The sequence below is a fragment of the Pseudomonas syringae genome, from assembly GCF_002157375.1.
Classification (GTDB): domain Bacteria; phylum Pseudomonadota; class Gammaproteobacteria; order Pseudomonadales; family Pseudomonadaceae; genus Aquipseudomonas; species Aquipseudomonas syringae_T.
This window is the reverse complement of the sequence record NZ_MTSA01000008.1, coordinates 129,922-153,306: the sequence shown is the minus strand read 5'-3', so window position 1 is coordinate 153,306 and position 23,385 is coordinate 129,922. Positions and strand designations below refer to the sequence as shown.

16 protein-coding genes are annotated in these 23,385 nt (G+C 58.6%); 3 read left to right on the top strand and 13 right to left on the bottom strand.

Annotated elements, in window-relative coordinates:
• Window positions 1-10 precede the first annotated feature (10 nt).
• Window positions 11-772, top strand: coding sequence for a uroporphyrinogen-III C-methyltransferase (gene cobA / locus BW686_RS12100; RefSeq protein ID WP_084916993.1), 762 nt, complete (start codon window positions 11-13; stop codon window positions 770-772).
• A 78-nt stretch (window positions 773-850) separates the two neighbouring features.
• Here the strand turns inward: cobA and BW686_RS12095 are convergent, their stop codons facing one another.
• The 8 genes from BW686_RS12095 to ppsA form a co-directional block, all read right to left on the bottom strand.
• Window positions 851-1,885, bottom strand: coding sequence for an OmpA family protein (locus BW686_RS12095; RefSeq protein ID WP_084916990.1), 1,035 nt, complete (start codon window positions 1,883-1,885; stop codon window positions 851-853).
• Between the two features lie 105 nt (window positions 1,886-1,990).
• Window positions 1,991-2,581 carry an RNA polymerase sigma factor SigX gene (gene sigX / locus BW686_RS12090; RefSeq protein ID WP_005897476.1) on the bottom strand — a complete coding sequence of 197 codons (591 nt, stop codon included), beginning with the start codon at window positions 2,579-2,581 and terminating at the stop codon, window positions 1,991-1,993.
• 83 nt (window positions 2,582-2,664) lie between these two features.
• Window positions 2,665-3,489, bottom strand: a complete 825-nt coding sequence (locus tag BW686_RS12085) for a mechanosensitive ion channel family protein (RefSeq protein WP_084916988.1) — start codon at window positions 3,487-3,489, stop codon at window positions 2,665-2,667.
• 2 nt (window positions 3,490-3,491) lie between these two features.
• The gene (locus BW686_RS12080; RefSeq protein ID WP_084916986.1) at window positions 3,492-3,740 is read right to left on the bottom strand and encodes a CrfX protein; all 249 of its coding nucleotides are present in this window, start codon (window positions 3,738-3,740) and stop codon (window positions 3,492-3,494) included.
• A gap of 86 nt (window positions 3,741-3,826) precedes the next feature.
• Complete coding sequence (locus tag BW686_RS12075; RefSeq protein ID WP_084916984.1) at window positions 3,827-4,822, bottom strand: zinc transporter ZntB; 996 nt, start codon at window positions 4,820-4,822, stop codon at window positions 3,827-3,829.
• An 11-nt stretch (window positions 4,823-4,833) separates the two neighbouring features.
• A complete protein-coding gene (rraA, locus tag BW686_RS12070) occupies window positions 4,834-5,322 on the bottom strand; it encodes a ribonuclease E activity regulator RraA (RefSeq protein ID WP_084916982.1) in 489 nt (162 codons plus the stop codon).
• 93 nt (window positions 5,323-5,415) lie between these two features.
• Complete coding sequence (locus BW686_RS12065; RefSeq protein ID WP_084916979.1) at window positions 5,416-6,408, bottom strand: alpha/beta fold hydrolase; 993 nt, start codon at window positions 6,406-6,408, stop codon at window positions 5,416-5,418.
• A 159-nt stretch (window positions 6,409-6,567) separates the two neighbouring features.
• Window positions 6,568-8,943, bottom strand: a complete 2,376-nt coding sequence (gene ppsA / locus BW686_RS12060; RefSeq protein ID WP_084916977.1) for a phosphoenolpyruvate synthase — start codon at window positions 8,941-8,943, stop codon at window positions 6,568-6,570.
• 193 nt (window positions 8,944-9,136) lie between these two features.
• Here ppsA and ppsR point away from each other — a divergent pair, with 193 nt between their 5' ends.
• Both ppsR and BW686_RS26975 read left to right on the top strand, forming a co-directional pair.
• On the top strand, window positions 9,137-9,955 hold the full coding sequence (ppsR, locus tag BW686_RS12055; RefSeq protein ID WP_084916975.1) for a posphoenolpyruvate synthetase regulatory kinase/phosphorylase PpsR: 819 nt from the start codon (window positions 9,137-9,139) through the stop codon (window positions 9,953-9,955).
• A gap of 185 nt (window positions 9,956-10,140) precedes the next feature.
• Complete coding sequence (locus BW686_RS26975) at window positions 10,141-16,089, top strand: hypothetical protein (protein ID WP_218775746.1); 5,949 nt, start codon at window positions 10,141-10,143, stop codon at window positions 16,087-16,089.
• Window positions 16,090-16,130: 41 nt separating this feature from the next.
• Here the strand turns inward: BW686_RS26975 and prpF are convergent, their stop codons facing one another.
• From prpF to BW686_RS12020, 5 genes are all read right to left on the bottom strand, one after another.
• Window positions 16,131-17,336 carry a 2-methylaconitate cis-trans isomerase PrpF gene (gene prpF / locus BW686_RS12045; RefSeq protein ID WP_084916973.1) on the bottom strand — a complete coding sequence of 402 codons (1,206 nt, stop codon included), beginning with the start codon at window positions 17,334-17,336 and terminating at the stop codon, window positions 16,131-16,133.
• Window positions 17,337-17,552: 216 nt separating this feature from the next.
• Entirely contained in the window at window positions 17,553-20,144 is a 2,592-nt protein-coding gene (gene acnD / locus BW686_RS12035) for a Fe/S-dependent 2-methylisocitrate dehydratase AcnD (protein ID WP_084916969.1), read from the bottom strand.
• A gap of 68 nt (window positions 20,145-20,212) precedes the next feature.
• Complete coding sequence (gene prpC, locus BW686_RS12030; RefSeq protein ID WP_084916967.1) at window positions 20,213-21,340, bottom strand: bifunctional 2-methylcitrate synthase/citrate synthase; 1,128 nt, start codon at window positions 21,338-21,340, stop codon at window positions 20,213-20,215.
• 220 nt (window positions 21,341-21,560) lie between these two features.
• A complete protein-coding gene (gene prpB, locus BW686_RS12025; protein WP_084916965.1) occupies window positions 21,561-22,454 on the bottom strand; it encodes a methylisocitrate lyase in 894 nt (297 codons plus the stop codon).
• Window positions 22,451-23,170, bottom strand: a complete 720-nt coding sequence (locus BW686_RS12020) for a GntR family transcriptional regulator (protein WP_084916963.1) — start codon at window positions 23,168-23,170, stop codon at window positions 22,451-22,453. Before BW686_RS12020 ends, prpB begins: the two co-directional genes overlap by 4 nt.
• Between the last annotated feature and the right edge of the window lie 215 nt (window positions 23,171-23,385).

Below are 23,385 nucleotides of genomic sequence, written 5' to 3'. Positions count from 1 at the left end.
GGAATGCAGCATGAGCGCAAAAGTATGGCTGGTGGGCGCAGGCCCCGGTGACCCGGAATTACTGACCCTCAAGGCCGTCCGCGCCTTGCGGGAGGCCGACGTGGTATTGATCGACGATCTGGTCAATACCGCCGTGCTCGAACATTGCCCGCAAGCACGAGTGATCGCTGTCGGCAAACGAGGGGGTTGCCGCTCGACACCGCAAGCGTTTATTCATCGTCTGATGCTGCGGTATGTGCGTCAGGGTAAATGCGTGGTGCGCCTGAAAGGCGGCGACCCGTGCATCTTCGGGCGCGGCGGCGAAGAAGCACAGTGGCTGCAGGAACACGGTGTTGCGGTAGAACTGGTCAACGGTATTACAGCCGGCCTGGCCGGGGCGACCCAGTGCGGGATCTCGCTGACCCTGCGCGGGATCAGTCGCGGCGTGACCCTCGTGACCGCCCACACGCAGGATGACAGCAGCCTCAACTGGCAGGCGCTGGCACAAGGCGGAACGACGCTGGTGGTGTACATGGGCGTGGCGAAGCTGGCAGACATTCGCGAAAACCTGCTGGCAGGCGGAATGACAGGCGAAATGCCGGTGGCCATGATCGAAAATGCGTCACTGCCCTGGCAGCGTGATTGCCGTAGCACGCTGAACGCCCTGCAGAGGGATGCCGCTACATTCGAACTGAAGAGCCCTGCCATTCTGGTGATTGGCGCTGTCGCGGCGTGCAGCAACGAGTGGTTGAATCAGGCACTTGAGCATCATACGCAACGGCAAGCGGGCTGAGCGACCGTCAGAAGCTGCCCGAATCGCAGACAAAGAAAAGCCCGGCCTAAGCCGGGCTTTTCAGTACAAGCGGGCTAATTACTTAGCTTGAGCTTCTACTTCTGCTTCTACGCGACGGTTAACTGCGCGGCCAGCTTCAGTTGCGTTGTCAGCAACTGGGCGGGATTCGCCGTAACCAACCGAGTTTACGCGGCTAGCGCCAACACCGTACTGGTTAACCAGAACCTGTTTAACGGCGTTTGCACGACGCTCGGACAGTTTTTGGTTGTAAGCGTCAGGACCGACGGAGTCAGTGTGACCTTCAACAGTGGTGGTGGTTTGTGGGTACTGCTGCATGAAGTCAGCGAGGTTCTTGATGTCGCCGTAGCTGTTAGGCTTGACTACGGATTTGTCGAAATCGAACTTCACGTCCAGCTCAACACGAACCACTTCAGCAACGGCTGGGCAGCCATCAGCGTCAACGGTAACGTTGGCTGGGGTGTCCGGGCACTTGTCGACGTTGTCGCACACGCCGTCGTTGTCGCTGTCGGAGCACACTTCAGCTACTGGAGCAGGTGCAGCTTCAACTTTTTTGCTGCCGCCACCGAAGTTAACGCCGATACCGACGCTTGGCGCCCACTCGGTGTTGCCTTGGTCGATGTTGTACTGAGCTTCAACGCCTGCACGGGCATAGAAGTTGTCAGTGAAGTACAGCTTGGCGCCGCCACCGATGTTGGCGAAGGTCGAACCGTCACGGCCGTTGCGAGCGTCTTGACCGATGCTTTGGTCAGAGAAACCGGCAGACAGGTAAGGACGCAGCATGTCGCCTGGGTTGTTGAAGTGGTACAGAGCGTCCAGAGCGGTGTCTGCGCCCTTGATGTTCTTGCCGCTTTCGCTACGGACGTTGTGAACTTCGTCGTAGCCCAGACGCAGTTCAACGTCGTCGGTCAGGAAGTAGCCAACGGAGCCGCCGAACAGGTTGCCGTCGTTTTTGAAATTACGATCGCTATCGTAATACTCTTTCTTGGCGAAGCCTTCGATTTCGACCGCGCCTTGGCCTTGAGCCAGTGCGCCGAACGAGGTGGCGGCAACAATAGTACCAATGGCCAAGCCCAAGGTGTTTTTCAGTTTCATCCGTTAAATCCCCATCTGATGATTATTAAGCAGTCCCACACAGGGGGACAACTCGGCGGCCAGTCTACCAGACCCAGCCAGTTCGTAAGAGATATTTGCACCGTATTAAGTTTCGGCGATTCCCGCAAATTTCTCTCGTAATTTATCTAATGCCCGCTTGTAACGCATTTTCGTTGCGCTCAAGCCCATGTGCATGATGTCTGCGATCTCCTGGAATTCAAGTTCTGCGACGAATCTCAGTACCAGAATCTCCCGATCGATCGGGTTCACATACACAAGCCAGCGATCGAGTCCGCCCCGCTCTTCAGGTTTGGGCGTCTTGTCTTCCGACGCTTCCTCAAGTGGATCCAGACTCAGCGCGTCCATCAAGCGACGCTTACGCCGTTCCTTTCTGTACTGCGTGATGCACTCATTGTAGGTGATGCTGTAGAGCCAGGTTTTAAATTTAGATTTACCTTCAAAATTTTTCAACCCATACAACACCTTAAGCATCACCTCCTGACAGACATCGTCAGCGTCGCGATCGTTCCCTAAATAACGTGAACACACGTTAAAAAGTGTCCGCTGATAACGACGCATCAATTCTTCGTACGCCCGCGTCACATTGAACAGCTCAACATGGGCTCGCGCAACCAGCTCCTCATCAGAGAGCTCGCGGGGGTCGTAGCGCGTCGAAAACGGTTGAGGTTTATTCAAAACAAATTTTGCCGACAGTCAGGTCAATGTCCGCCACAGCCCTATATCGGCAACCGGGCGGCATAGATTAGCAGGTTGGCCGCTTAACGGCTGCTTACTCGCTGTTCAAGAAGGATGCGGTTGGAAAACGAAACCAGCTCTCCTTCTTCTGTCAGTAACGTTGTCTTGACCGTACCGATCTCCTCGATCTGCCCTTCCGTCTCGCCTATCTGTACCTGCTGCCCCACCTGAAAGAGCTCGCGGACATAAATGCCGGCGATGATCTGACCGGCGATTTCCCGACTGCCGAGGCCCAAGGCAAGTGCCACTGTCAGACCAACGGTAATCAGCGCAATCACAATCACATGGTTCAGCAGGTCGGTCTTGACCTCAAGCTGGCTGATCGCGACCGAGATGCTGATGATTATGACCAGCCCTTGAGCAATTCGTCCCAGGCCAGCCGAATAATCTATTCCGACGCCTTCAGCGGCCCCCCGCACCAGGCCGTTGACCAGTTGCGCCAGCAACACGCCGACCAGCAACACCAGCGCGGCACCAAACACTTTCGGCAGATACAGCGCCAGCATGTCCAGGGTAGCGGAAACTCGCTGCAGCCCCAACGATTCGGCAGCCGACACCAGGAAGATCAGCAATACAAACCAATAGACGACTTTGCCGATCAGTGTGGAGACAGGCACCTTGACGCCCGCGCGGCCGATCAGCTTGGTGAGGCCCGTGCCACTGACCAGACGATCAAGGCCCAGCTTTGCCAAGAGCTTGGAGAGCAGCGTGTCGAGCAGCTTGGCCACGACAAAACCCAGCAGCACCACGACCAGGGCGCCAAAGAGGTTAGGGATGAAGTTGGCGACTTTGGTCCACAACGCAGTCATTGCAGCAAGAAGGCTCTGGGTCCAGAGATTCAATTCCATGCTCAATCAGCCTTATCGATAGAACGCGCACCAGAAGCAGTGCGGCGAGAAACGGGAGAAACATGTGCCGAACCGCTGTTGACGGCAATCATCAACGCCTCCGACCAACGCCCCAGCAGCCCGAACAACACACCGGCACCGACCTGGCGGTTGGCGGTCTTCAGGACACGTCCCAGACATGCATCGTCATCCCGGCTGGAGGATGAAGAATTGAGCATGTCGCGTAAAGATTCTTCAAACGGATCGTGCATCAGGCACCTCACGTAATGTCAGTCAAAGACGCGACGCGAAAACAACAAGTCACACGGCCCCGGCAAAAAAGCACCAACGCCGCCCTTCATACCCAGCGTAAACGCCTGAACAGCCACCACTGCCCTGCCGCCAGCGAGACGATAAGCAGACACGCCACGAGAAAGCCATAAGCGCTGTCCGAACCGGGAATACCGCCCACATTAATGCCCAGCAACCCGGTGAGAAAACTCATCGGCAGGAAGATACCGGTAATGATGCCGAAACGGTACATCGTGCGGTTCATGTGCTCGCGCAGCCGCCGGTCCTCGGACTCCAGCAGCAGCCCCACGCGCTCGCGGGTCAGCTCCAGCTCTTCCAGGTAACGGGTCAGGCTATTGTTAAGTTCATTCCAGTAATCAGTATCGTCATGGGCGAACCAGGACAGTTTGATCCGCGAAAGCTGACCGTAGATATCTCGCTGCGGGCCCAGAAAACGGCGCAGTCCGGCTGCGCGACGGCGAATGTGCAACAATTTGCCGTGTTCCGGGCTGTAGCGCTCGTCGGCATCCGACTTTTCTTCCTCTTCGTCGACAGACTCCGTCAACTCGCCAACCAGATCCTGAACCTTGTCGGTCAGGTACTGCGCCAGGTAAAGGATCAGTTCAGAGGCGCTCTTCGGGCCTTTGCCCTGCCCCAGCAACTCGATCAGTTCTTCAGTGGCGCGCAAAGGCCTCAGGCGCAACGAAATCACGCGTTGCGCGGCAGCAAATATGCGCACCGAGACCATGTCTTCCGGCTCGGCACCGGGGTTCAGGTTCACGCCGCGCAGAAACAGCAGCAACTCCTGATCCGCCAACGGCAGCAGACGCGGCCGGGTGTTTTCTTCGAGCAGCAGGTCGCAGGCAAATTCGCTCAGGCCGCTGGCGGTACGCAGCCAGGTCTGAGTCTGCGGATGGCTGCGATCCCAATGCAGCCACAGACTCTCCTGCGGCTGTAACTCAAGGGCCTGCAACTCGGTTCGAGCAATGAAACGCGCCCCGCCTTTACCGTCCAAAACAAGGGCATGAACCAGCCCCCACTGCGCGTTTGCTTCATCGAACATGGATACTTCGCTTATTCCGGCATGGTCAGAGGTGAGGGAGAAATGATGATGCCATTGTTGTCCGCGTACAGGTATTCACCCGAACGAAAGGTAATACCGCCAAAGGTGACCGGTACATTCAGATCACCCAAGCCACGTTTCTCGGTTTTCTTCGGATGACTGGCCAGCGCCTGAACGCCGAGATCGGTCTGAGCCAGCATGTCAACGTCGCGCACACAGCCGTAGATCACCAGCCCTTCCCAGCCGTTCCTGGCTGCCTTTTCGGCCAGCAAATCACCCAGCAGGGCGCACCTCAGCGAACCGCCACCATCGACCACCAGCACTTGGCCCTTGCCGTCGAGTTCGACCTGCTCCCTGACAAGAGAATTGTCTTCGAAGCACTTGAGGGTGACGATCTGGCCACCAAATGAATCGCGTCCACCGAAATTGCTGAACATCGGCTCGACGACCTGGACCTGATCCGGGTAGGCGTCGCACAGGTCGGGGGTGAGGTAATGCATGAGGTCAACTCCTGTCATTCCATAGTGGGCATGAGGTCGTGACAGACGGAACATGACACGACCAACTGATGCTAACCATAGCGACTTTAACCGTTAACTGCCCACTGCGGCCTGAAACTCTATGACCTGTTCAGGAACCGTACGCGCTTCCAACCACTCGATGACACGCGGCCAGACCTCTTGTTGCGCCCCCTTGCTGATCAACATCTGCACATGGTCGAAGTCTTCGCTGAAGCCGTGTTCGCGTCCCAGGCAGAGGAACTGCTTATGCGCGCCCTCTCCGATCTGATCGAACAACAGGCGGCAAGCCCAGACCGGGTCCTGATGATCGCCAGCCGCCGCGACAGCCAGAACGGGCACCTGAACTGCGTTGAGCCCTTCCCACCAGTTATTGTCACGCTCGCCAAAACGCCCGAACAGCCCGTGCCAGCGCAGGCTCTCCAGCACCAGCCCTATCGGCTCGTCTTCCGGCCCACGCTTGAAACGCGGGCCGGAGACGTGCTCGAACGACCTGAGCAACAGACGCGCCGACCATTGCAGTGGCGGGATTTTCAGCGGCCAGTAGCTGCGGCTGACCTGACTGCCGAACAGCGCCACCGACGCTGCCGTTTCCGGCCCCAGGTACTGCCCGCCCAACGCCGCCGCCAAGGTTATTCCGCCCAACGAGTGGCCGATCCAGTGCGGCACCTGAGCGCTTTGCTCGACAACGAACGCGGCGATGGACGGCAGATCGAAACGGGCGTAGTCCGCCACGCAATTGGACCGATAGCTCTGGTTACGCGACGACAACCCGTGCCCGCGCATCTCTGGAATCCACACGTCGTACCCCGCCCGGGCCAGGTACGGCCCCAGACCGATGCCCTTGGGCGAGTACCAGAAGCGCCGATTGGAAAAACTGCCGTGCAGCAGAATCACCGGAACGCCCCGCACATCGGGCTGATCAACCAGCCCCAGGCGGGTCACCACCAGCTCGACACTCGGGTCCGGGCTGTTGGCAGGTTTCAGACGGTAGACGTCTTCGACCAGGTCGCCGCAACGTTCGGCGCTGATCAGGGCTACGGGAAAAAGCTGGCTACTGCTTTGCATAACACTCTTTATCTGGCTGGACAGACTGGATAAAACCCTGCGTTAAGGCATGCTCATGGCACGCCATAAAAAAGGCGGCTTCCGAAGAAACCGCCTCTCTCGAACACCTGATCCACAAGACGGCTCAGGCGCCTTTCACGTCACAAGAGCCGCGCCACCTCAGACAGGGGCTTGCGCCTCGGCCAGGAAGAACCAGGTTTCCAGGACCGAATCAGGGTTGAGCGACACGCTCTCGATCCCCTGATCCATCAACCAGCGCGCCAGATCCGGGTGATCCGAAGGCCCCTGGCCGCAGATGCCGATGTACTTGCCCGCCTTGTTGCAGGCCTGAATGGCGTTGGACAGCAGCTTCTTGACCGCCGGATTACGCTCGTCGAACAGGTGAGCGATAACACCGGAGTCGCGATCCAGGCCAAGCGTCAGTTGAGTCAGGTCGTTGGAGCCGATGGAGAAGCCGTCGAAATACTCGAGGAACTCGTCTGCCAGAATGGCGTTGGACGGCAATTCACACATCATGATGATGCGCAGGCCGTTTTCGCCCCGCTTCAGGCCGTTGGCCGCCAGCAGGTCGATGACCTGGCTCGCTTCGCCCAGGGTGCGCACGAACGGCACCATGATTTCGACGTTGGTCAGGCCCATGTCTTCCCGAACCCGTTTGAGCGCGCGGCATTCCAGCTCGAAACAGTCGCGGAAGTTTTCGCTGATGTAACGCGACGCGCCGCGGAACCCGAGCATCGGGTTTTCTTCTTCAGGCTCGTACAGCTTGCCGCCGATCAGGTTGGCGTACTCGTTGGACTTGAAGTCCGACAGCCGCACGATGACCTTTTTCGGCGTGAACGCGGCGGCCAGGGTGCTGATGCCCTCGACCAGCTTCTCGACGTAGAAACCGACCGGATCGTCGTAACCGGCAATCCGCTTGTCGACGCTGTCCTTGATTTCCGGCGGCAGCACCGAGTAATTGAGCAGCGCCTTGGGGTGTACGCCGATCATGCGGTTGATGATGAACTCCAGGCGCGCCAGGCCGACACCGGCATTGGGCAACTGGGCAAAATCGAAGGCGCGATCCGGGTTGCCGACGTTCATCATGATCTTGAAGGGCAGATCGGGCATGGCATCGACCGAGTTGGTCTTGATGTCAAAGCCCAGCTCACCTTCGAAGATGTAACCGGTGTCGCCTTCGGCGCAGGACACCGTCACGCCCTGCCCGTCCTGCAAGGTGTGCGTGGCATTGCCGCAACCGACCACTGCCGGGATACCCAGTTCACGGGCAATGATCGCCGCGTGGCAGGTACGACCGCCGCGGTTGGTCACAATTGCGCTCGCACGCTTCATGACCGGTTCCCAGTCCGGGTCGGTCATGTCGGAGACCAGCACGTCACCGGGCTGGACTTTGTCCATTTCGGACACGTCCTTGATGATCCGCACCTTGCCTGCACCGATGCGCTGGCCGATGGCGCGACCTTCGACCAGCACCTTGCCGGTCTCTTTGAGCAGATAACGCTCCATGACGTTGGCCGAGGCGCGGCTCTTCACGGTTTCAGGGCGTGCCTGCACGATGTACAGCTTGCCGTCGTCGCCGTCCTTGGCCCATTCGATGTCCATCGGGCACTTGTAGTGCTTCTCGATGATCATCGCCTGTTTAGCCAGTTCGGACACTTCGGCATCGGTCAGACAGAAGCGCGCCCGATCAGCAGGCTCGACGTCGATCACCTTGACCGAACGACCGGCCTTGGCTTCATCGCCGTAAATCATCTTGATGGCCTTGCTGCCCAGGTTGCGGCGCAGGATGGCCGGGCGACCGGCGGCCAGCGTGTTCTTGTGTACGTAGAATTCGTCCGGGTTGACCGCGCCCTGCACGACCGTCTCGCCCAGGCCGTAAGCGCCGGTGATGAACACCACATCGCGGAAACCGGATTCGGTGTCCAGGGTGAACATGACGCCCGCTGTACCCGTTTCAGAACGCACCATGCGCTGCACGCCGGCCGACAACGCCACCAGTTTGTGGTCGAAGCCCTGGTGGACCCGGTAGGAAATCGCGCGGTCATTGAACAGCGAAGCAAAGACTTCCTTGGCAGCACGAATGACGTTTTCGACACCGCGAATGTTCAGGAAGGTCTCTTGCTGGCCCGCAAAAGAGGCGTCAGGCAGGTCTTCAGCGGTGGCGGAAGAACGCACCGCCACGGCCAGATTCGGGTTGCCCGCCGACAGTTCGGCAAAGGCGGTGCGGATTTCGGCGTTGAGCTTCTCTGGAAACTCGGCTTCCATGATCCACTGACGGATCTGCGCGCCAGTGCGGGCCAGTGCATTGACGTCATCGACATCAAGTGCGTCCAGCGCCGCGTGGATCTGGTCGTTCAGGCCGCTGAGTTCGAGAAAATCACGATAAGCCTGGGCCGTAGTCGCGAAGCCACCGGGCACTGAAACACCAGCGCCTGCGAGGTTGCTGATCATCTCGCCGAGGGACGAGTTTTTGCCCCCCACATGCTCTACATCATGGACGCCGAGCTTATCGAGGGAAACTACGTACTCTACCAAGGTGATCTCTCCACTAACTGTGTTTGTTGTTGGGAAAAGCTCATTCACCCGAGGCGCGTGTAGAGTGGCCTCGGGCGTGTCAGGTCGGGCGCAAGCCTGAACCTTCAAAAAAGGTGTGCCGACACGCCCTCAGGGCTGACAAGCACGCCTATGATATCCAGAAATCGTCAACGGCTTAAGGTCAGGGACAAAAATGAAACGATCTGCTTTTTTCATCTCGGACGGTACCGGTATCACTGCCGAAACCCTGGGGCAAAGCCTGTTGGCACAATTTGAAAACATTACATTCAACAAGTTCACCAGGCCCTATATCGACAGCGTCGAGAAGGCGCGGGCGATGGTACAACAAATCAACAATGCCGCCGACAGGGACGATGTACGACCGATCATCTTCGACACCATCGTCAATCAGGACATCCGCGAGATTCTGGCGACGTCCAACGGCTTCATGATCGATATTTTCTCGACCTTCCTGGCCCCGCTGGAACAGGAGCTTAGTTCACACTCCTCGTACTCGGTGGGCAAATCGCATTCCATCGGGCACAACTCCAACTATATGGAGCGCATCGAGGCGGTCAATTTTGCGCTGGACAACGACGACGGCGCCCGCACGCACTATTACGACAAGGCCGACATCATTCTGGTGGGCGTGTCGCGCTGCGGCAAGACCCCGACCTGCCTGTACATGGCCATGCAATTCGGCATCCGGGCGGCCAATTACCCGTTGACCGAGGACGACATGGAGCGGCTGCAATTGCCCGCCGCGCTCAAGCAGCATCGCGAAAAGCTGTTCGGCCTGACCATCGACCCGGATCGCCTGACTGCCATACGCCACGAGCGCAAGCCCAACAGCCGTTATTCAAGCTACGCCCAGTGCGAATTCGAAGTGCGCGAAGTGGAAGGCCTGTTCCGGCGCGAGAACATCCCGCACATCAACTCCACGCATTTTTCGGTGGAAGAAATCTCCGCCAAGGTACTGGTCGAAAAAGGGGTTGAGCGGCGCTTCAAATAATCCGGCCTTCACTTCCCTGTCACCACCGCCGTACCGTGCCTGTCAGGAATGACAGTAGTCAGCCGTCCCGGCGTGTTTGAAAATGAATCCGGCCCCTTGACGCCACCGTGGCGCAGGGACGGATCAATACAGATGGCAGCATTGCTCACGCATGCAATGCCACCTGTCACCAAGGACGGTGAACAATGAACCTTTCAGTCCTGATGCCAGTGGCGTTTGCGCTCGCACTGCTCAACCCTGCGCACGCCCGGAATGCGTCACCGGAGTCGAGCCACACAACCAATATGCCAGACGCAGGCCATGCTGGCGCGACGACTCCTCTTGAGAGCGTTCCACAACGACAGGCCGGCACATATGAAAATCCGCTCAATCTGAAAGACTACAGCTTTGTAGAGGGCCTCATTTACGCACTCGTCGATTCCACCGGCCGGCGGCGTTTCTACGAGGCGAGGTTTGTCGGTGACCCGGCTGAACATGAATTACCGCCTTTACCCGAGGGTTACCCTGAATTCTCACCCCGCCCCATCCCGGCTGTCCAGAATGGTTTCTGGGTATACCGAGGCACCCATTCGGGCACTTACGCGGACCCGAAAATAGCATGCGAAGCCACCTACCTGGGCGCCATCAATAAAGTCACCCAGGCTGACGGGCTGTTGGTTTTTTACAGCACTCGGCGCGAAGAGAACGGAAGTACATGCATAGGCTCCGGGCTGCCTGCCAACCCTGGACCCAACAGTGACTGGGGATTCCTGGCGTCCACTTATAAGCCAGGCAGCTTTAGTACACCCAAGGGTGACCAGACCGTGGAGGATTTCACGTGGAAAGGTGCCATCCATCTTTTCAAGATGTCCGATGGAGCCGAGGCGTTCTACGCCTCAAAGCAGGAAGGTACGGTGTCTCCGTCCTGGACCGCACCGGATCCTGATAAACCAGGAGACACCGCCCATTGGACATACATAGCCGTGCGCAATGACGGCGTTCATGCTGGCACCTATGAAGACCCCAAGGCCCTGGACGAGCGCAGCAATACCCTGGAAACGGTCTACGCCACCGTTGACTCCACAGGCCAGCGACGCTTCTACTCGTCGAAATTTGTCGGATACCCGGCTGACCAGGACCTGGAATTGCCACCCTTACCGGACGACTACAATAATTTTTCCAGATCGACCATTCCGGCCGTCAAGAATGACTCTTGGGTATATCGCGGCATCCACAAAGGGACTTACGCAGACCCGAAGATTAATTGCGAGGCGACCTACCTGGGCGCCATCAACCGGATCGAAATCGACCCGGCTCAACCAGGCAACAAAACGTACGCTTTTTTCAAGACCGACTACCAGGACTTTGGGGAAACCTGCCGGACGCCGTTACCCACTGGCGCCGAGAGTGAGGAAGGTTGGACATATCAAGAGAGCACTTTCCATCGGGGCACCCTCAGCGACCCCAAAGGCGACGAAACCATCGCAGACTTCACCTGGAAAGGTGCAATTCATGTGTTCACCATGGCTCACGGAATAGACGCCTACTACGCATCAGCGCAGGAAGGCATGGTATCGACCGCCTGGATCCGCCCCGACCCGCGGTACAGGGACGATACAGAGCACTGGACATTCGTTGGCAACCGGATGAAGGCAACGTTCGAGCATCCCGCACAAACGCTGGAATCGGACGAACTGAGCTGGATGGGTGCCGTTTACAGTTTATCCATCGACGGCAAGCCGACTTATTTCATTTCACGCTTCGAAGGCAGCCCGCAGGACGTCAAACCCGCAGTGCCCGGCGCGGCCGTGAGCAACGAGTTCTTTAGCCATGTGGGTCCTGTCGAGCCAGGTCGCGGCACCCTTGAGCATCCGAAAAGCCTGGATGAACCGACCTGGTCAGGGCAAATCCATGCGTTCAACCTGTCGGACCGCACGGTGTATTACGAGGCACGGTTCGATGGGCTTCCATCGGACCGCTATCAGTCGCTGGAGGACGTAAAAGCCGACACAGTGAACTGGGTTTACACAGGCGAAAGCCGGCACGCAGGCACGTACGCCGATCCCAAAACGCTTGCTGACCTGACCTGGCCGGGCGCTGTCCATAAGCGGGACGGTTATTTTGATAATTCAGGCACGTTCTCGATTTACTACGGATCGACATTTTCGGGAACAGCAACGCTGCTGGGCATCGACTACCCACAGGATGGGCTGCACGGTGACAAGCAGTGGACGTTTCTGGAGACATCACTGGGAGCCGGGACATTCCAGTCGCCCAAAGATGAAACCGAAGTCACATGGCCGGGGGCCATTCATGCATCGCACGCGACGGCAGGCGACCCTGCACGTTTCTTCGTTTCACAGGTTGAAGGCGCCGCGCCAGCCGGTAGCCGTCCTTTTCCTCCAAAAGGCGAGAACAGCGATGCGTGGAAGTACATTGGCATCGATGAACACAAAGGGACGTTCATCGACCCGAAGACAGAGCACGACTTCACCCGGCCCGGCGCAATTCACATGGTCGAAGAAAACGGGCGCATGAGTTTCTTCTCCTCCAGCTTCTATGGGGTGCCGCCCCTGGAACAGGGCTGGCAGTATCCAGAAGGCAAATCCAGTAACGAGCACTGGACTCACATCGGCAGCGGCAGACATCGGGGGACGTACAGCGACCCCAATGTCTGGGATGAAATGACCTGGCCAGACGCTATTCATGAGCATTATTCAACAGCCGGGCGCTTGTATTTCAAAGCGCGCAAACAGGGTGTGCCCTCATTGCAGGGCTGGGCGTTCCCTTCAGAAGCCGCTGATAATCAATACTGGCTGTTTACAAGGGCCGAGAAGCATAAAGGCACGTTTGATGAGCCCAAGGATTCCGACGACGATGTGACCCGCATCGGCGCCATCCATAGAACAGTTGAACGTACGACCGGCCTGGACTGGTACTTTTCATCGCTTATGCAGGGCCTGCCCGCTGATCTGGGCGCCAGCGTCCCGCACCGCCCGGAGAGCACTGCGTTTTTTTCCTATCTGGGCAAAAGCATACACGAGGGCACCGACACAGATCCGAAAGGCTGGGAAGAACTGACCTGGAAAGGCAGGATACATTTCTATGCACACGAAAACAGGGTGTTTCTGTTTGCTGCGAAGGCCTCCGGTGTGCCGTCCGAAAAAGGCTGGTACTACCCCACCACAGCCGCCTCCAACGACCACTGGACATTTATCGTTGAAAGCAGGCACGCCGGCAACTATGCGGCACCAAAAGACTGGGAGGACATTACCTGGCCGGGAGCCATTCATGCCCACTCAGGCGATGGCGTGCGGCGATTTTATGCGGCCAAGGCAAACGGCACGCCCTCAAAGGAAAACTGGACCTACCCTGTAGGCCCGGTTGATAACGAGCACTGGACTTACCTGTCATCGCAAAAACACCTGGGCACCTACGCCGACCCGAAAGAGCTGGACGAACCCACTTGGCCGAACGCCATTCATGTGCGTCAAGCCGAGAATGTGCGCGTCTATTACAAGAGCCGCAATGACGGTATTCCATCGCAGCAGGGATGGGAGTATCCAGAAGGCGAGTTCAGCAACAACAACTGGATTTATATGGCATCAGGGAGGCATTCAGGTACGTCAGCGGACCCGAAACCCTGGAGCGAGCCCACCTGGCCAGGCAGGGTCCATGTCAACCAGGATCAGGCAGGCACGTACTTCTACTACACGGCGACCAAGGATGGCTTGCCCTCTGAAAACGGATGGTATTACCCGACGGGCGAAGCCAGTAACGATCACTGGACATACAGAGGCACCGGCCGCCACTCAGGCATGGCCTACGACGCCAAAGACTGGGATGAATTTACCTGGCCAGGCGCCTTGCATTTTTCGACAGTGAACAACTACCGCGTGTTGTTTGCATCGAAAAAAGAAGGCGTGCCATCGCAACACGCCTGGTATTACCCGCTAACGGCCAGTGACGATGCAAACTGGACCTTCGTCGGCAGAGGGCGTGCAGGTACCTTCATAGACCCGCGAAACTGGGGAGACCCGACGTCACCGGGGGCGCAGCACATTAACCTGATAGGTAACACTCCGTATTTCTACACGGCGAAGTTCACCGGGAGTGCCGCCGCAAATAACTGGTATTTCCCTGAAAAAGAGGCCGACAACGCGTACTGGGCTTATGCCGGCAAGTCCTACGGGACATTTTCAGACCCAAGAATCAGTACCGAACCTGTGTGGCCGGGTGCGATCAGCCTGATACCCAATGCGGGCGTTCCACATTATTACGAAGCCCGAAAAGACGGTAAGCCCACGGACGCCGGATGGACGCTTCCCGCTGATGGCTCAAGCAATGAGTATTGGGTAGACAAGGGTAAGCACGCCGGCACGCTAGCCGACCCGAAGGACTGGGATGAGTTGACCTGGCTCGGTGCCATTCACAGGCACATACAGCGCGATCAGACTTATTACTACACCTCTCAAGTCGCAGGCGTCCCGAGCGAGCACTATTGGTACTACCCCGACGGCAGCATCAGCAACGCATGGTGGACACGTCTGGCTACCTGGACGCAGACCGCGCCAGGCATCAATGACTTTTCTCGTCCCTTCAACCGCTACACATGGGCAACGGCACACAACGCCTACCTCAACAGTATCAAAGAGCAGCTGGAGCGAGGAATAAGAGGTTTCATGCTGGACTTGCATGAAGTCAATCTTGACGGAATACCGTTCATAGCTCTTTGCCATGCCGAGGAGAACGACCCATGTTTTCAGACAAACGTGCTGAACAATGAACTCGTCAAAACGCTCAACGAAATCTATCTGCCGTTTTTAACAGCCCACCCATCCGTCGTCATCACACTGCTGCTGGAATCGTATGTGGATCACGACTTGCTCGAAAGCGAGTTGAAACAGGTATCGCCTGAATTTCTTTCGATGGTGTTCGATCCGAGCGAATACCCGACCGGCCAGTGGCCGCTCCTTGCCGACATGATCCGGAAAAACAAGCGCGTGGTCATACTTGCCGACCGAGACGGATCGACGGGCTATTTCACGATTGGCGACCATCGCGTGCGAATCCTGAAGAACACGGAGGTGGCAGTCGAGAATACCTACAACCTGGGGAGTCTGTTTGACCACGACTGGCGCTGTGAGACCCGAGACATCAATAATCCTCTGGACAAACCCCAAGCAGCGAACTCCAGAGGCTGGCCGAGCTTGTTTGTGATGAATCAGTTTCATGCTTTCGGCAGCAGTCAGGGTCACGCCGGAGACGTTGACAACAACCTGACCTGGCTGCAACGTCGCGTGCAGGACGAATGCATGCCCAAAGCTCAGAAGCCGCCTAGCTACCTGGCCGTGGATTACAACCAGACAGGCGACACCATTCCCTACGCTGCGGCGCTGAGTCAGGGCGGCATTTACTTTTATGAAAAGGCAAACGCCGACCGTAGCGGGGACACCGTATGCGTGCTGCCGGCGCTGCACGATTACAACTTCAAACTGCCCGCACGGGGCTGTGAAAACGATGAGATCAGATCAGTGCAACTGGCGGGGGTTGCCAGAGGGACACGCATCACCCTTTACGACTCGCCAAATGGCAATAAGTCAGACGATTTTGTCTATATCGACGTCAAGAAAACCATGCCGATAGACGCCTTTGTGACCATCGGTTCCCTCGAGCGCAGTTTCTCGAATGATCAAGTGACCGTGACGGCGTTACGCAACAACGGTATGGACGGCAAGGTATCCCATATCGTCGTCGGTGCATCGCCTCTTGATAGCGATTTTTCGGTCGCGGAGATCGTTTTTCATGAAGGCAACAACGCAACCCAAAACACGGTTTGCACGGTTCCGTTCGCCAAAGGCGACCAATTCAAGATGGGAGATGGCAATAATCCATATGGCTGTGACAACGATGAAATCAGGTCTGCAACTGTCGTGAGGGCAAAAAAAGGCTCGTATTTCACCCTGGTGGGCAACCCGGACGGGACGTTCAATCAAGGCAGAACCACTGTAACAGTGCTCCAGGACATCATCGTGCCTCGCGTCATCCCCAGCTTTAATCGGACGTACAACGATGACTTCATCAAGGTCGAAGTGACACACGGAGGCAACGTGGACGGGAAGAGTTCTTACGGCTATTTCGGCCCCCTGCAATAACACCGGAGGCAATGCGCCTGCTCCACAGGCGCATTGCACTATCAAGCCGGCGTTGTTTCTTTCCAGAGACTCCCTGGCACACGCACCCATCCCTCCATCAATACGCGGGAGCTTCGACTCATGATGGCTTTCCTGACCGACCATTCGCCGTCTACGACTACGGCTTCAGCCCCGACCCGTAGCGTACCGGAAGGGTGACCAAAGCGAACCGCGCTGCGCGTCTCGCCACCGGCAGCCAGGTTCACCAGTGTTCCCGGAATGGCCGCCGCTGTTCCGATCGCCACGGCAGCAGTGCCCATCATCGCGTGATGCAGCTTGCCCATTGAGACAGCGCGCACCAGCAGGTCAATATCCTGCGCGGCAACAGGCTTGCCGCTGGAGGAAACATAATCGGCAGGTGCGGCGACAAAGGCGACCTTGGGCGTGTGCTGGCGCGTGGCAGCTTCACTGATGCTGCCAATCAGGCCCATGCGCACGGCACCGTAGGCGCGAATGGTCTCCAGACGGGCAAGCGCGTGCGGGTCGGTATTGATATCGCCCTGCAACTCGGTGCCGGTGTAGCCGATGTCAGCGGCGTTGATGAAGATGGTCGGTATGCCTGCGTTGATCAGGGTCGCCTTGAAGGTGCCGATACCCGGCACTTCCAGGTCATCCACCAGATTGCCGGTGGGGAACATCGAGCCACCTGCGCCCTCCTCATCCGCAGCCGGGTCAAGGAACTCAAGTTGCACTTCCGCCGCCGGGAAGGTCACGCCATCCAGCTCGAAATCTCCGGTTTCCTGTACCTCACCGTGACTGATCGGCACATGGGCAATGATGGTCTTGCCGATGTTGGCCTGCCAGATGCGCACAATGGCGATGCCGTGCTGCGGAATACGGCTGGCGTCGACCAGATCACTGAAGATGGCAAAGGAGCCTACGGCGGCCGACAGGTTGCCGCAATTGCCGCTCCAGTCGATAAAAGGCTTGTCGATGGACACTTGTCCGAACAGGTAGTCGACATCGTGATCGGGCTTGCTGCTGCGCGACACGATCACGGTCTTGCTAGTGCTCGATGTCGCCCCGCCCATGCCGTCGATCTGTTTTTCGTAAGGGTCGGGACTGCCGATGACCCGCAGTAACAGCGCATCGCGGGCCAGGCCGGGCGTTTGCGCGGCTTCCGGCAAATCGTGCAGCCTGAAGAAAACACCTTTGCTGGTGCCGCCGCGCATGTAGGTGGCGGGGATTCGTATCTGTGGTGCATGCATGAAGTCGTTGTCCTGTTCAACGAGCGCGCCGAGCGCTCAAAGTCGGACGCAGAGCGTCCAGAACCGCGTGCCCACGCTGAGCATGGGCACGATGGTGTTTTTCCGCACGCTTATCGTTCCTCACGCGCCAGCGTGGAGATGCCTTGCGTGACGCTCCGCGTCACAGGCATGCGCGGCACCACACCTTCAAGAGCGGACGTAGCGCGTGGAGAACGATCAGGCAACGGTTGTAGCCTCCAGAAAATCCTGGGCGAAACGCTGCAGTACGCCGCCCGCCTCATAAATAGAGAGCTCTTCAGCGGTGTCCAGACGGCAGGTGACCGGCACCTCGACACGTTCGCCATTCTTGCGCTGGATCACCAGTGTCAATGTCGCGCGGGGCGTGCGCTGGCCGATCACGTCGTAGGTTTCGCTGCCGTCGATGCCCAGTGTCAGGCGATTGGTGCCTGGCTTGAACTCCAGTGGCAACACGCCCATGCCGACCAGATTGGTCCGATGAATACGCTCGAACCCTTCTGCCGCAATGGCTTCGACGCCCGCCAGCCTGACGCCTTTGGCCGCCCAGTCCCGCGAAGAACCCTGGCCGTAATCGGCACCGGCGATGATGATCAACGGCTGTTTGCGAGCCATGTAGGTCTCGATGGCTTCCCACATGCGTGTGACCTTTCCCTCCGGTTCAAGGCGCGTGAGCGAGCCCTTCTTCACCTTGCCCTCGATCACGGCCATTTCGTTGACCAGTTGCGGGTTGGCGAAGGTCGCCCGCTGAGCCGTCAGGTGATCGCCGCGGTGGGTCGCATAAGAATTGAAATCCTCTTCCGGCAGGCCCATTTTTGCCAGGTACTCACCCGCCGCACTGTCGAGCATGATCGCGTTGGACGGCGACAGGTGATCGGTGGTGATGTTGTCCGGCAGCACCGCCAGCGGGCGCATGTCCTTGAGCGTACGCTCGCCGGCCAGCGCGCCCTCCCAATAAGGCGGCCGACGAATGTAGGTGCTCATCGGACGCCAGTCATAGAGCGGCTCGACCTTCGGGCCGGTGTGTTCTTCGATGGCGAACATCGGGATGTACACCTGACGAAACTGCTCAGGCTTGACCGAGGCCTGCACCACGGCGTCGATTTCTTCGTCGCTTGGCCAGATGTCCTTGAGGCGGATGTCCTTGCCGTCGGCAATGCCCAGCACATCGTTTTCAATATCAAACCGAATGGTGCCGGCAATGGCATAAGCCACCACCAAGGGCGGCGAGGCCAGAAAAGCCTGTTTGGCGTAGGGGTGAATGCGCCCGTCGAAATTGCGGTTGCCGGACAACACGGCCGTGGCGTACAGGTCACGGTCGATGATTTCCTGCTGAATCAGCGGATCGAGCGATCCGGACATGCCGTTACAGGTGGTGCAGGCAAACGCCACCACGCCAAAACCCAGTTGCTCCAGCTCGGTCGTCAGCCCGGCAGCATCCAGGTACAGCGCCACGGTTTTCGAGCCGGGCGCCAGCGAGGATTTCACCCACGGTTTGCGGTTCAGCCCCAGCCGGTTGGCGTTACGCGCCAGCAGGCCGGCCGCAATCACGTTGCGCGGGTTGCTGGTGTTGGTGCAACTGGTGATCGCGGCGATGATGACCGCGCCATCGGGCATTTGCCCCGGCACCTCGTCCCACTGCCCGGCAATGCCACGGGCTGCCAGATCTGACGTCGCCACTCGCGCATGCGGGTTGGACGGCCCGGCCATGTTGCGCACCACGCTGGACAGATCGAAGCTCAGCACGCGCTCGTATTCAACCTCGGTCAGGCTGTCCGACCAGAGCCCCGTGTGCCGGGCGTAGAGCTCGACCAGCTTGACCTGCTCGTCCTCACGACCGGTCAGGCGCAGATAATCGATGGTTTGCGAATCAATGGAGAACATCGCCGCTGTCGCGCCGTATTCCGGCGCCATATTGGAGATGGTCGCCCGGTCGCCAAGGGTCAGGCTCGATGCGCCTGCACCATAGAATTCCAGATACGCGCCGACGACTTTCTGCTGGCGCAGGTATTCGGTCAGGGCCAGCACCACATCGGTGGCAGTGATGCCTGGCTGGCGGCGGCCGGTCAGTTCGACACCGATGATGTCCGGCAGGCGCATCCACGAGGCGCGACCCAGCATCACATTTTCGGCCTCAAGGCCACCGACACCGATGGCGATCACGCCCAGCGCATCGACGTGTGGCGTGTGACTGTCGGTGCCGACCAGTGTGTCAGGGAACGCCACACCATCAAGTACCTGCACCACCGGCGACATTTTCTCCAGGTTGATCTGGTGCATGATGCCGTTACCCGGCGGGATCACCTCGACGTTCTTGAACGCCAGTTTGGTCCAGTCGATAAAGTGAAAGCGGTCTTCGTTGCGACGGTCTTCGATGGCACGGTTCTTTTCGAACGCCTGCAGGTCGTTGCCGTCCGCCTCGACGGCCAGAGAGTGATCGACAATCAGTTGAACCGGCACCACCGGGTTGACCAGCGCCGGGTCACCGCCCTGCGAGGCAATCGCGTCGCGCAGCCCGGCAAGGTCGACCAGTGCGGTCTGGCCCAGAATGTCATGACAGACCACCCGTGCCGGGAACCAGGGAAAGTCCAGGTCTCGCTTGCGCTCGATGAGCTGAATCAGCGAGGCGTTCAACGTTGCCGGGTTACAGCGGCGCACAAGGTTTTCGGCCAGCACCCGCGAGGTGTACGGCAACGTGGCATAAGCGCCGGGCTTGAGTGCCTCGACAGCCGCGCGCGCATCGAAATAATCCAGTCGGGAGCCAGGAAGCGTTTTGCGGAATTCACTGTTCATTGCGGGACTCGATCACGGAGTGTCTGGAATACGGGCGGGAAGCTCATCGACGGCTCCCCTGCCCCCTTTCAACGCTGTTCGATGGGCACGAAGCGGCGCTGCTCGACGCCGATGTAGTCGGCGCTCGGACGGATGATGCGGTTGTTGGCGCGCTGCTCGAAGACGTGAGCGGCCCAGCCGGTCAGCCGTGAGCAGACAAAGATCGGCGTGAACAGCTTGGTCGGAATGCCCATGAAGTGGTAAGCCGAGGCGTGATAAAAGTCGGCATTGGGAAACAGTTTTTTCTGCTCCCACATGACCTTGTCGATGGCTTCGGACACCGGGAAAAGCACGGTATCCCCCACTTCGTCAGCGAGCTTTTTCGACCAGCCCTTGATGACCTCGTTGCGCGGGTCGGACTCCTTGTAGATCGCATGGCCGAAGCCCATGATCTTTTCCTTGCGCTCCAGCATGCCCAGCGTGCCTTGGGTTGCCTCGTCGGCCGAGGAAAAACGCTGGATCATTTCCATCGCCGCTTCATTGGCGCCGCCGTGCAACGGCCCACGCAGTGTACCGATGGCCGCAGTGACGCAGGAATACAGGTCCGAGAGGGTCGAGGCGCACACCCGGGCGGTGAAAGTCGAGGCATTGAACTCGTGCTCGGCGTACAGAATCAGCGAAACATCCATGACCTTGCGGTGCAGCTCGCTGGGAGCCTTGTCCAGCAACAGGTGCAGAAAGTGCCCGCCGATGGAGTCTTCAGGCGTGGTGCAGTCGATGCGCTTGCCGTCGTGGCTGAAGCGATACCAGTAACACATGATCGCCGGAAACGCCGCGAGCAGGCGGTCGGTTGCATCGCGCTGCTGGTCGAAATCGAGTTCGGGTTCCAGCGTGCCGAGCATCGAAGCACCGGTGCGCATGACGTCCATCGGATGAGTGTCGGCGGGAATGCGTTCCAGCACTTCCTTAAGCGCCTGCGGCAAATCACGCAGGCCCTTGAGCTTGTCCAGGTAGGTCGACAGCTGCGACGGGGTTGGCAACTCGCCATACAGCAGCAAATACGCGACCTCTTCGAATCGGGCTTCGGCGGCCAGTTCGCGCACGTCGTACCCACGGTATGTCAGACCAGCGCCAGCCATGCCGACCGTAGACAACGCTGTTTGCCCGGCAACCTGCCCGCGAAGCCCGGCACCGCTCAATACTTTTGCTTCAGCCATGATTCTTCTCCCATTTTGTTCTTTTGATGTTGGACTGGCTCTGGCTATCGTGCCAACGCCGGAGCGCTCATCGTTATACAAGTCCGCTTTTGATTCCGGCCGAAGGCCTTAGGAGCGACCGGGCGGCGATCCGTGTTGTTCGCGAAGCGGCAGGCACAGCCCCTGGAAATGGGCGCATGGGCCACCGCTTTCGCGAGCAAGCTCACTCCCACAAGGGGTTTCAGCCTTTTTTCTGCGCAAACAACGCATCCAGCTTCTGCTCGAATACGTGGTAATCGATGGCGTCGTACAGCTCCATGCGTGTCTGCATGCTGTCGACCACGTTTTTCTGGCTACCGTCACGACGGATCGCGCCGTAGACGTTTTCCGCGGCCTTGTTCATGGCGCGGAATGCGGAAAGCGGATAAAGCACCAGCGAGACGTCGGCGTCGCGCAGCTCATCGACCGTGAACAACGGCGTAGCGCCAAATTCGGTGATGTTGGCGAGAATCGGCACGCCTGCCCGATTGGCAAATTGCTTGTACATGGCCAGTTCGGTAATCGCTTCCGGGAACACCATGTCGGCGCCCGCTTCAATGCAGGCCGCAGCACGCTCCAGCGCCGACTCGAGCCCCTCGACGGCCAGCGCATCGGTACGCGCCATGATCACAAAGCTGTCGTCGGTGCGGGCATCGACGGCAGCCTTGATGCGGTCGACCATTTCCTGCTGCGAGACGATTTCCTTGTTCGGGCGATGACCGCAGCGCTTGGCACCCACCTGATCCTCGATGTGAATTGCCGCAGCGCCCGCCTTTATCATCGAGCGCACCGTGCGCGCCACGTTGAAAGCCGAGGAACCGAAACCGGTGTCGACATCCACCAGCAGCGGTAAATCACACACGTCGGTGATGCGACGAACATCGATCAGCACGTCTTCCAGGCCGGTGATCCCGAGGTCAGGAATGCCCAGCGACCCCGCAGCCACCCCGCCACCGGACAGGTAGATCGCCTTGAAACCTGCGCGCCTGGCCAGCAATGCGTGATTGGCATTGATCGCTCCGACCACTTGCAGCGGCTGTTCGCTGGCAACGGCATCGCGAAAACGCTGGCCGGGAGTACGGTTGTTGGAACTCATTGTTCACCTCGGTCGGAAGTTGCCTGGGAAGCCGCCTCATAGTGGCGCTCGATGTTGCGTCTGGACGCGCCGATGTGTCGGCGCATCAACAATTCAGCCAGCTCGCCGTCGCGCTCGGCGATGGCGTCGAGAATCCGGTGGTGTTCGGCAAAGGCCTGGCGGGGACGATTGGGCGTGGTGGAGAACTGAATGCGGTACATGCGCACCAGTTGATAAAGCTCGCCGCAGAGCATCTGGCTGAGGGTGCGGTTACCGCTGCCCTGAATAATCCGGTAATGGAAATCGAAATCGCCTTCCTGCTGGTAATAACCGATACCGGCCTGAAAGGCTGCGTCGCGCTCGTGGGTATCGAGGACCCCGCGCAACTCATCGATGTCAGCCTGGGTCATGCGCTCGGCCGCCAGCCTGCACGCCATGCCTTCCAGGGATTCGCGAATTTCGTACAGCTCGATCAACTCGGCGTGGCTCAGCGCAACCACGCGCGCGCCGACGTGAGGCACCCGAACCACCAGTCGCTGCCCCTCAAGCCGATGGATAGCCTCACGCAGCGGACCACGACTGATGCCATACGTACGGGCCAGTTCCGGCTCGGAAATCTTGCTGCCGGGGGCAATCTCGCCTTTGACAATGGCCGCCTGAATGCGTCGGAAGACGTTCTCGGAAAGGGTTTCCGGGTCGTCTTCCGTTGTCAGCAGCTTCTCGACCAAAACCGACATTGTCGACACCTTGTTATTTAATAGCTGCAAATCTAGCCATAAACGACCTAAACGTCAAAGCCAAATCAAGCATTGTCGACAATCATGCAATTCAGGGTTACCCGCCCTTATCAGTCAACCTGAACAGATGCTCAGGTAGACAACTGGCACCCCCAAGGCTTCATGCTAGACTGCGCGTCGCGTCTGCACGGTACGCTTCCGGATCGGAGCCTACC

Excerpts from the sequence above, each read along its gene's own strand:
- ppsR (WP_084916975.1), top strand. The coding sequence starts at position 9,137 with ATGAAACGATCTGCTTTTTTCATCTCGGACGGTACCGGTATCACTGCC.
- prpC (WP_084916967.1), bottom strand. The coding sequence starts at position 21,340 with ATGGCTGAAGCAAAAGTATTGAGCGGTGCCGGGCTTCGCGGGCAGGTT.
- BW686_RS12020 (WP_084916963.1), bottom strand. The coding sequence starts at position 23,170 with ATGTCGGTTTTGGTCGAGAAGCTGCTGACAACGGAAGACGACCCGGAA.
- cobA (WP_084916993.1), top strand. The coding sequence starts at position 11 with ATGAGCGCAAAAGTATGGCTGGTGGGCGCAGGCCCCGGTGACCCGGAA.
- BW686_RS12075 (WP_084916984.1), bottom strand. The coding sequence starts at position 4,822 with ATGTTCGATGAAGCAAACGCGCAGTGGGGGCTGGTTCATGCCCTTGTT.
- BW686_RS12085 (WP_084916988.1), bottom strand. The coding sequence starts at position 3,489 with ATGGAATTGAATCTCTGGACCCAGAGCCTTCTTGCTGCAATGACTGCG.
- BW686_RS12080 (WP_084916986.1), bottom strand. The coding sequence starts at position 3,740 with ATGCACGATCCGTTTGAAGAATCTTTACGCGACATGCTCAATTCTTCA.
- BW686_RS26975 (WP_218775746.1), top strand. The coding sequence starts at position 10,141 with ATGAACCTTTCAGTCCTGATGCCAGTGGCGTTTGCGCTCGCACTGCTC.
- prpB (WP_084916965.1), bottom strand. The coding sequence starts at position 22,454 with ATGAGTTCCAACAACCGTACTCCCGGCCAGCGTTTTCGCGATGCCGTT.
- acnD (WP_084916969.1), bottom strand. The coding sequence starts at position 20,144 with ATGAACAGTGAATTCCGCAAAACGCTTCCTGGCTCCCGACTGGATTAT.
- BW686_RS12095 (WP_084916990.1), bottom strand. The coding sequence starts at position 1,885 with ATGAAACTGAAAAACACCTTGGGCTTGGCCATTGGTACTATTGTTGCC.
- prpF (WP_084916973.1), bottom strand. The coding sequence starts at position 17,336 with ATGCATGCACCACAGATACGAATCCCCGCCACCTACATGCGCGGCGGC.
- BW686_RS12065 (WP_084916979.1), bottom strand. The coding sequence starts at position 6,408 with ATGCAAAGCAGTAGCCAGCTTTTTCCCGTAGCCCTGATCAGCGCCGAA.
- rraA (WP_084916982.1), bottom strand. The coding sequence starts at position 5,322 with ATGCATTACCTCACCCCCGACCTGTGCGACGCCTACCCGGATCAGGTC.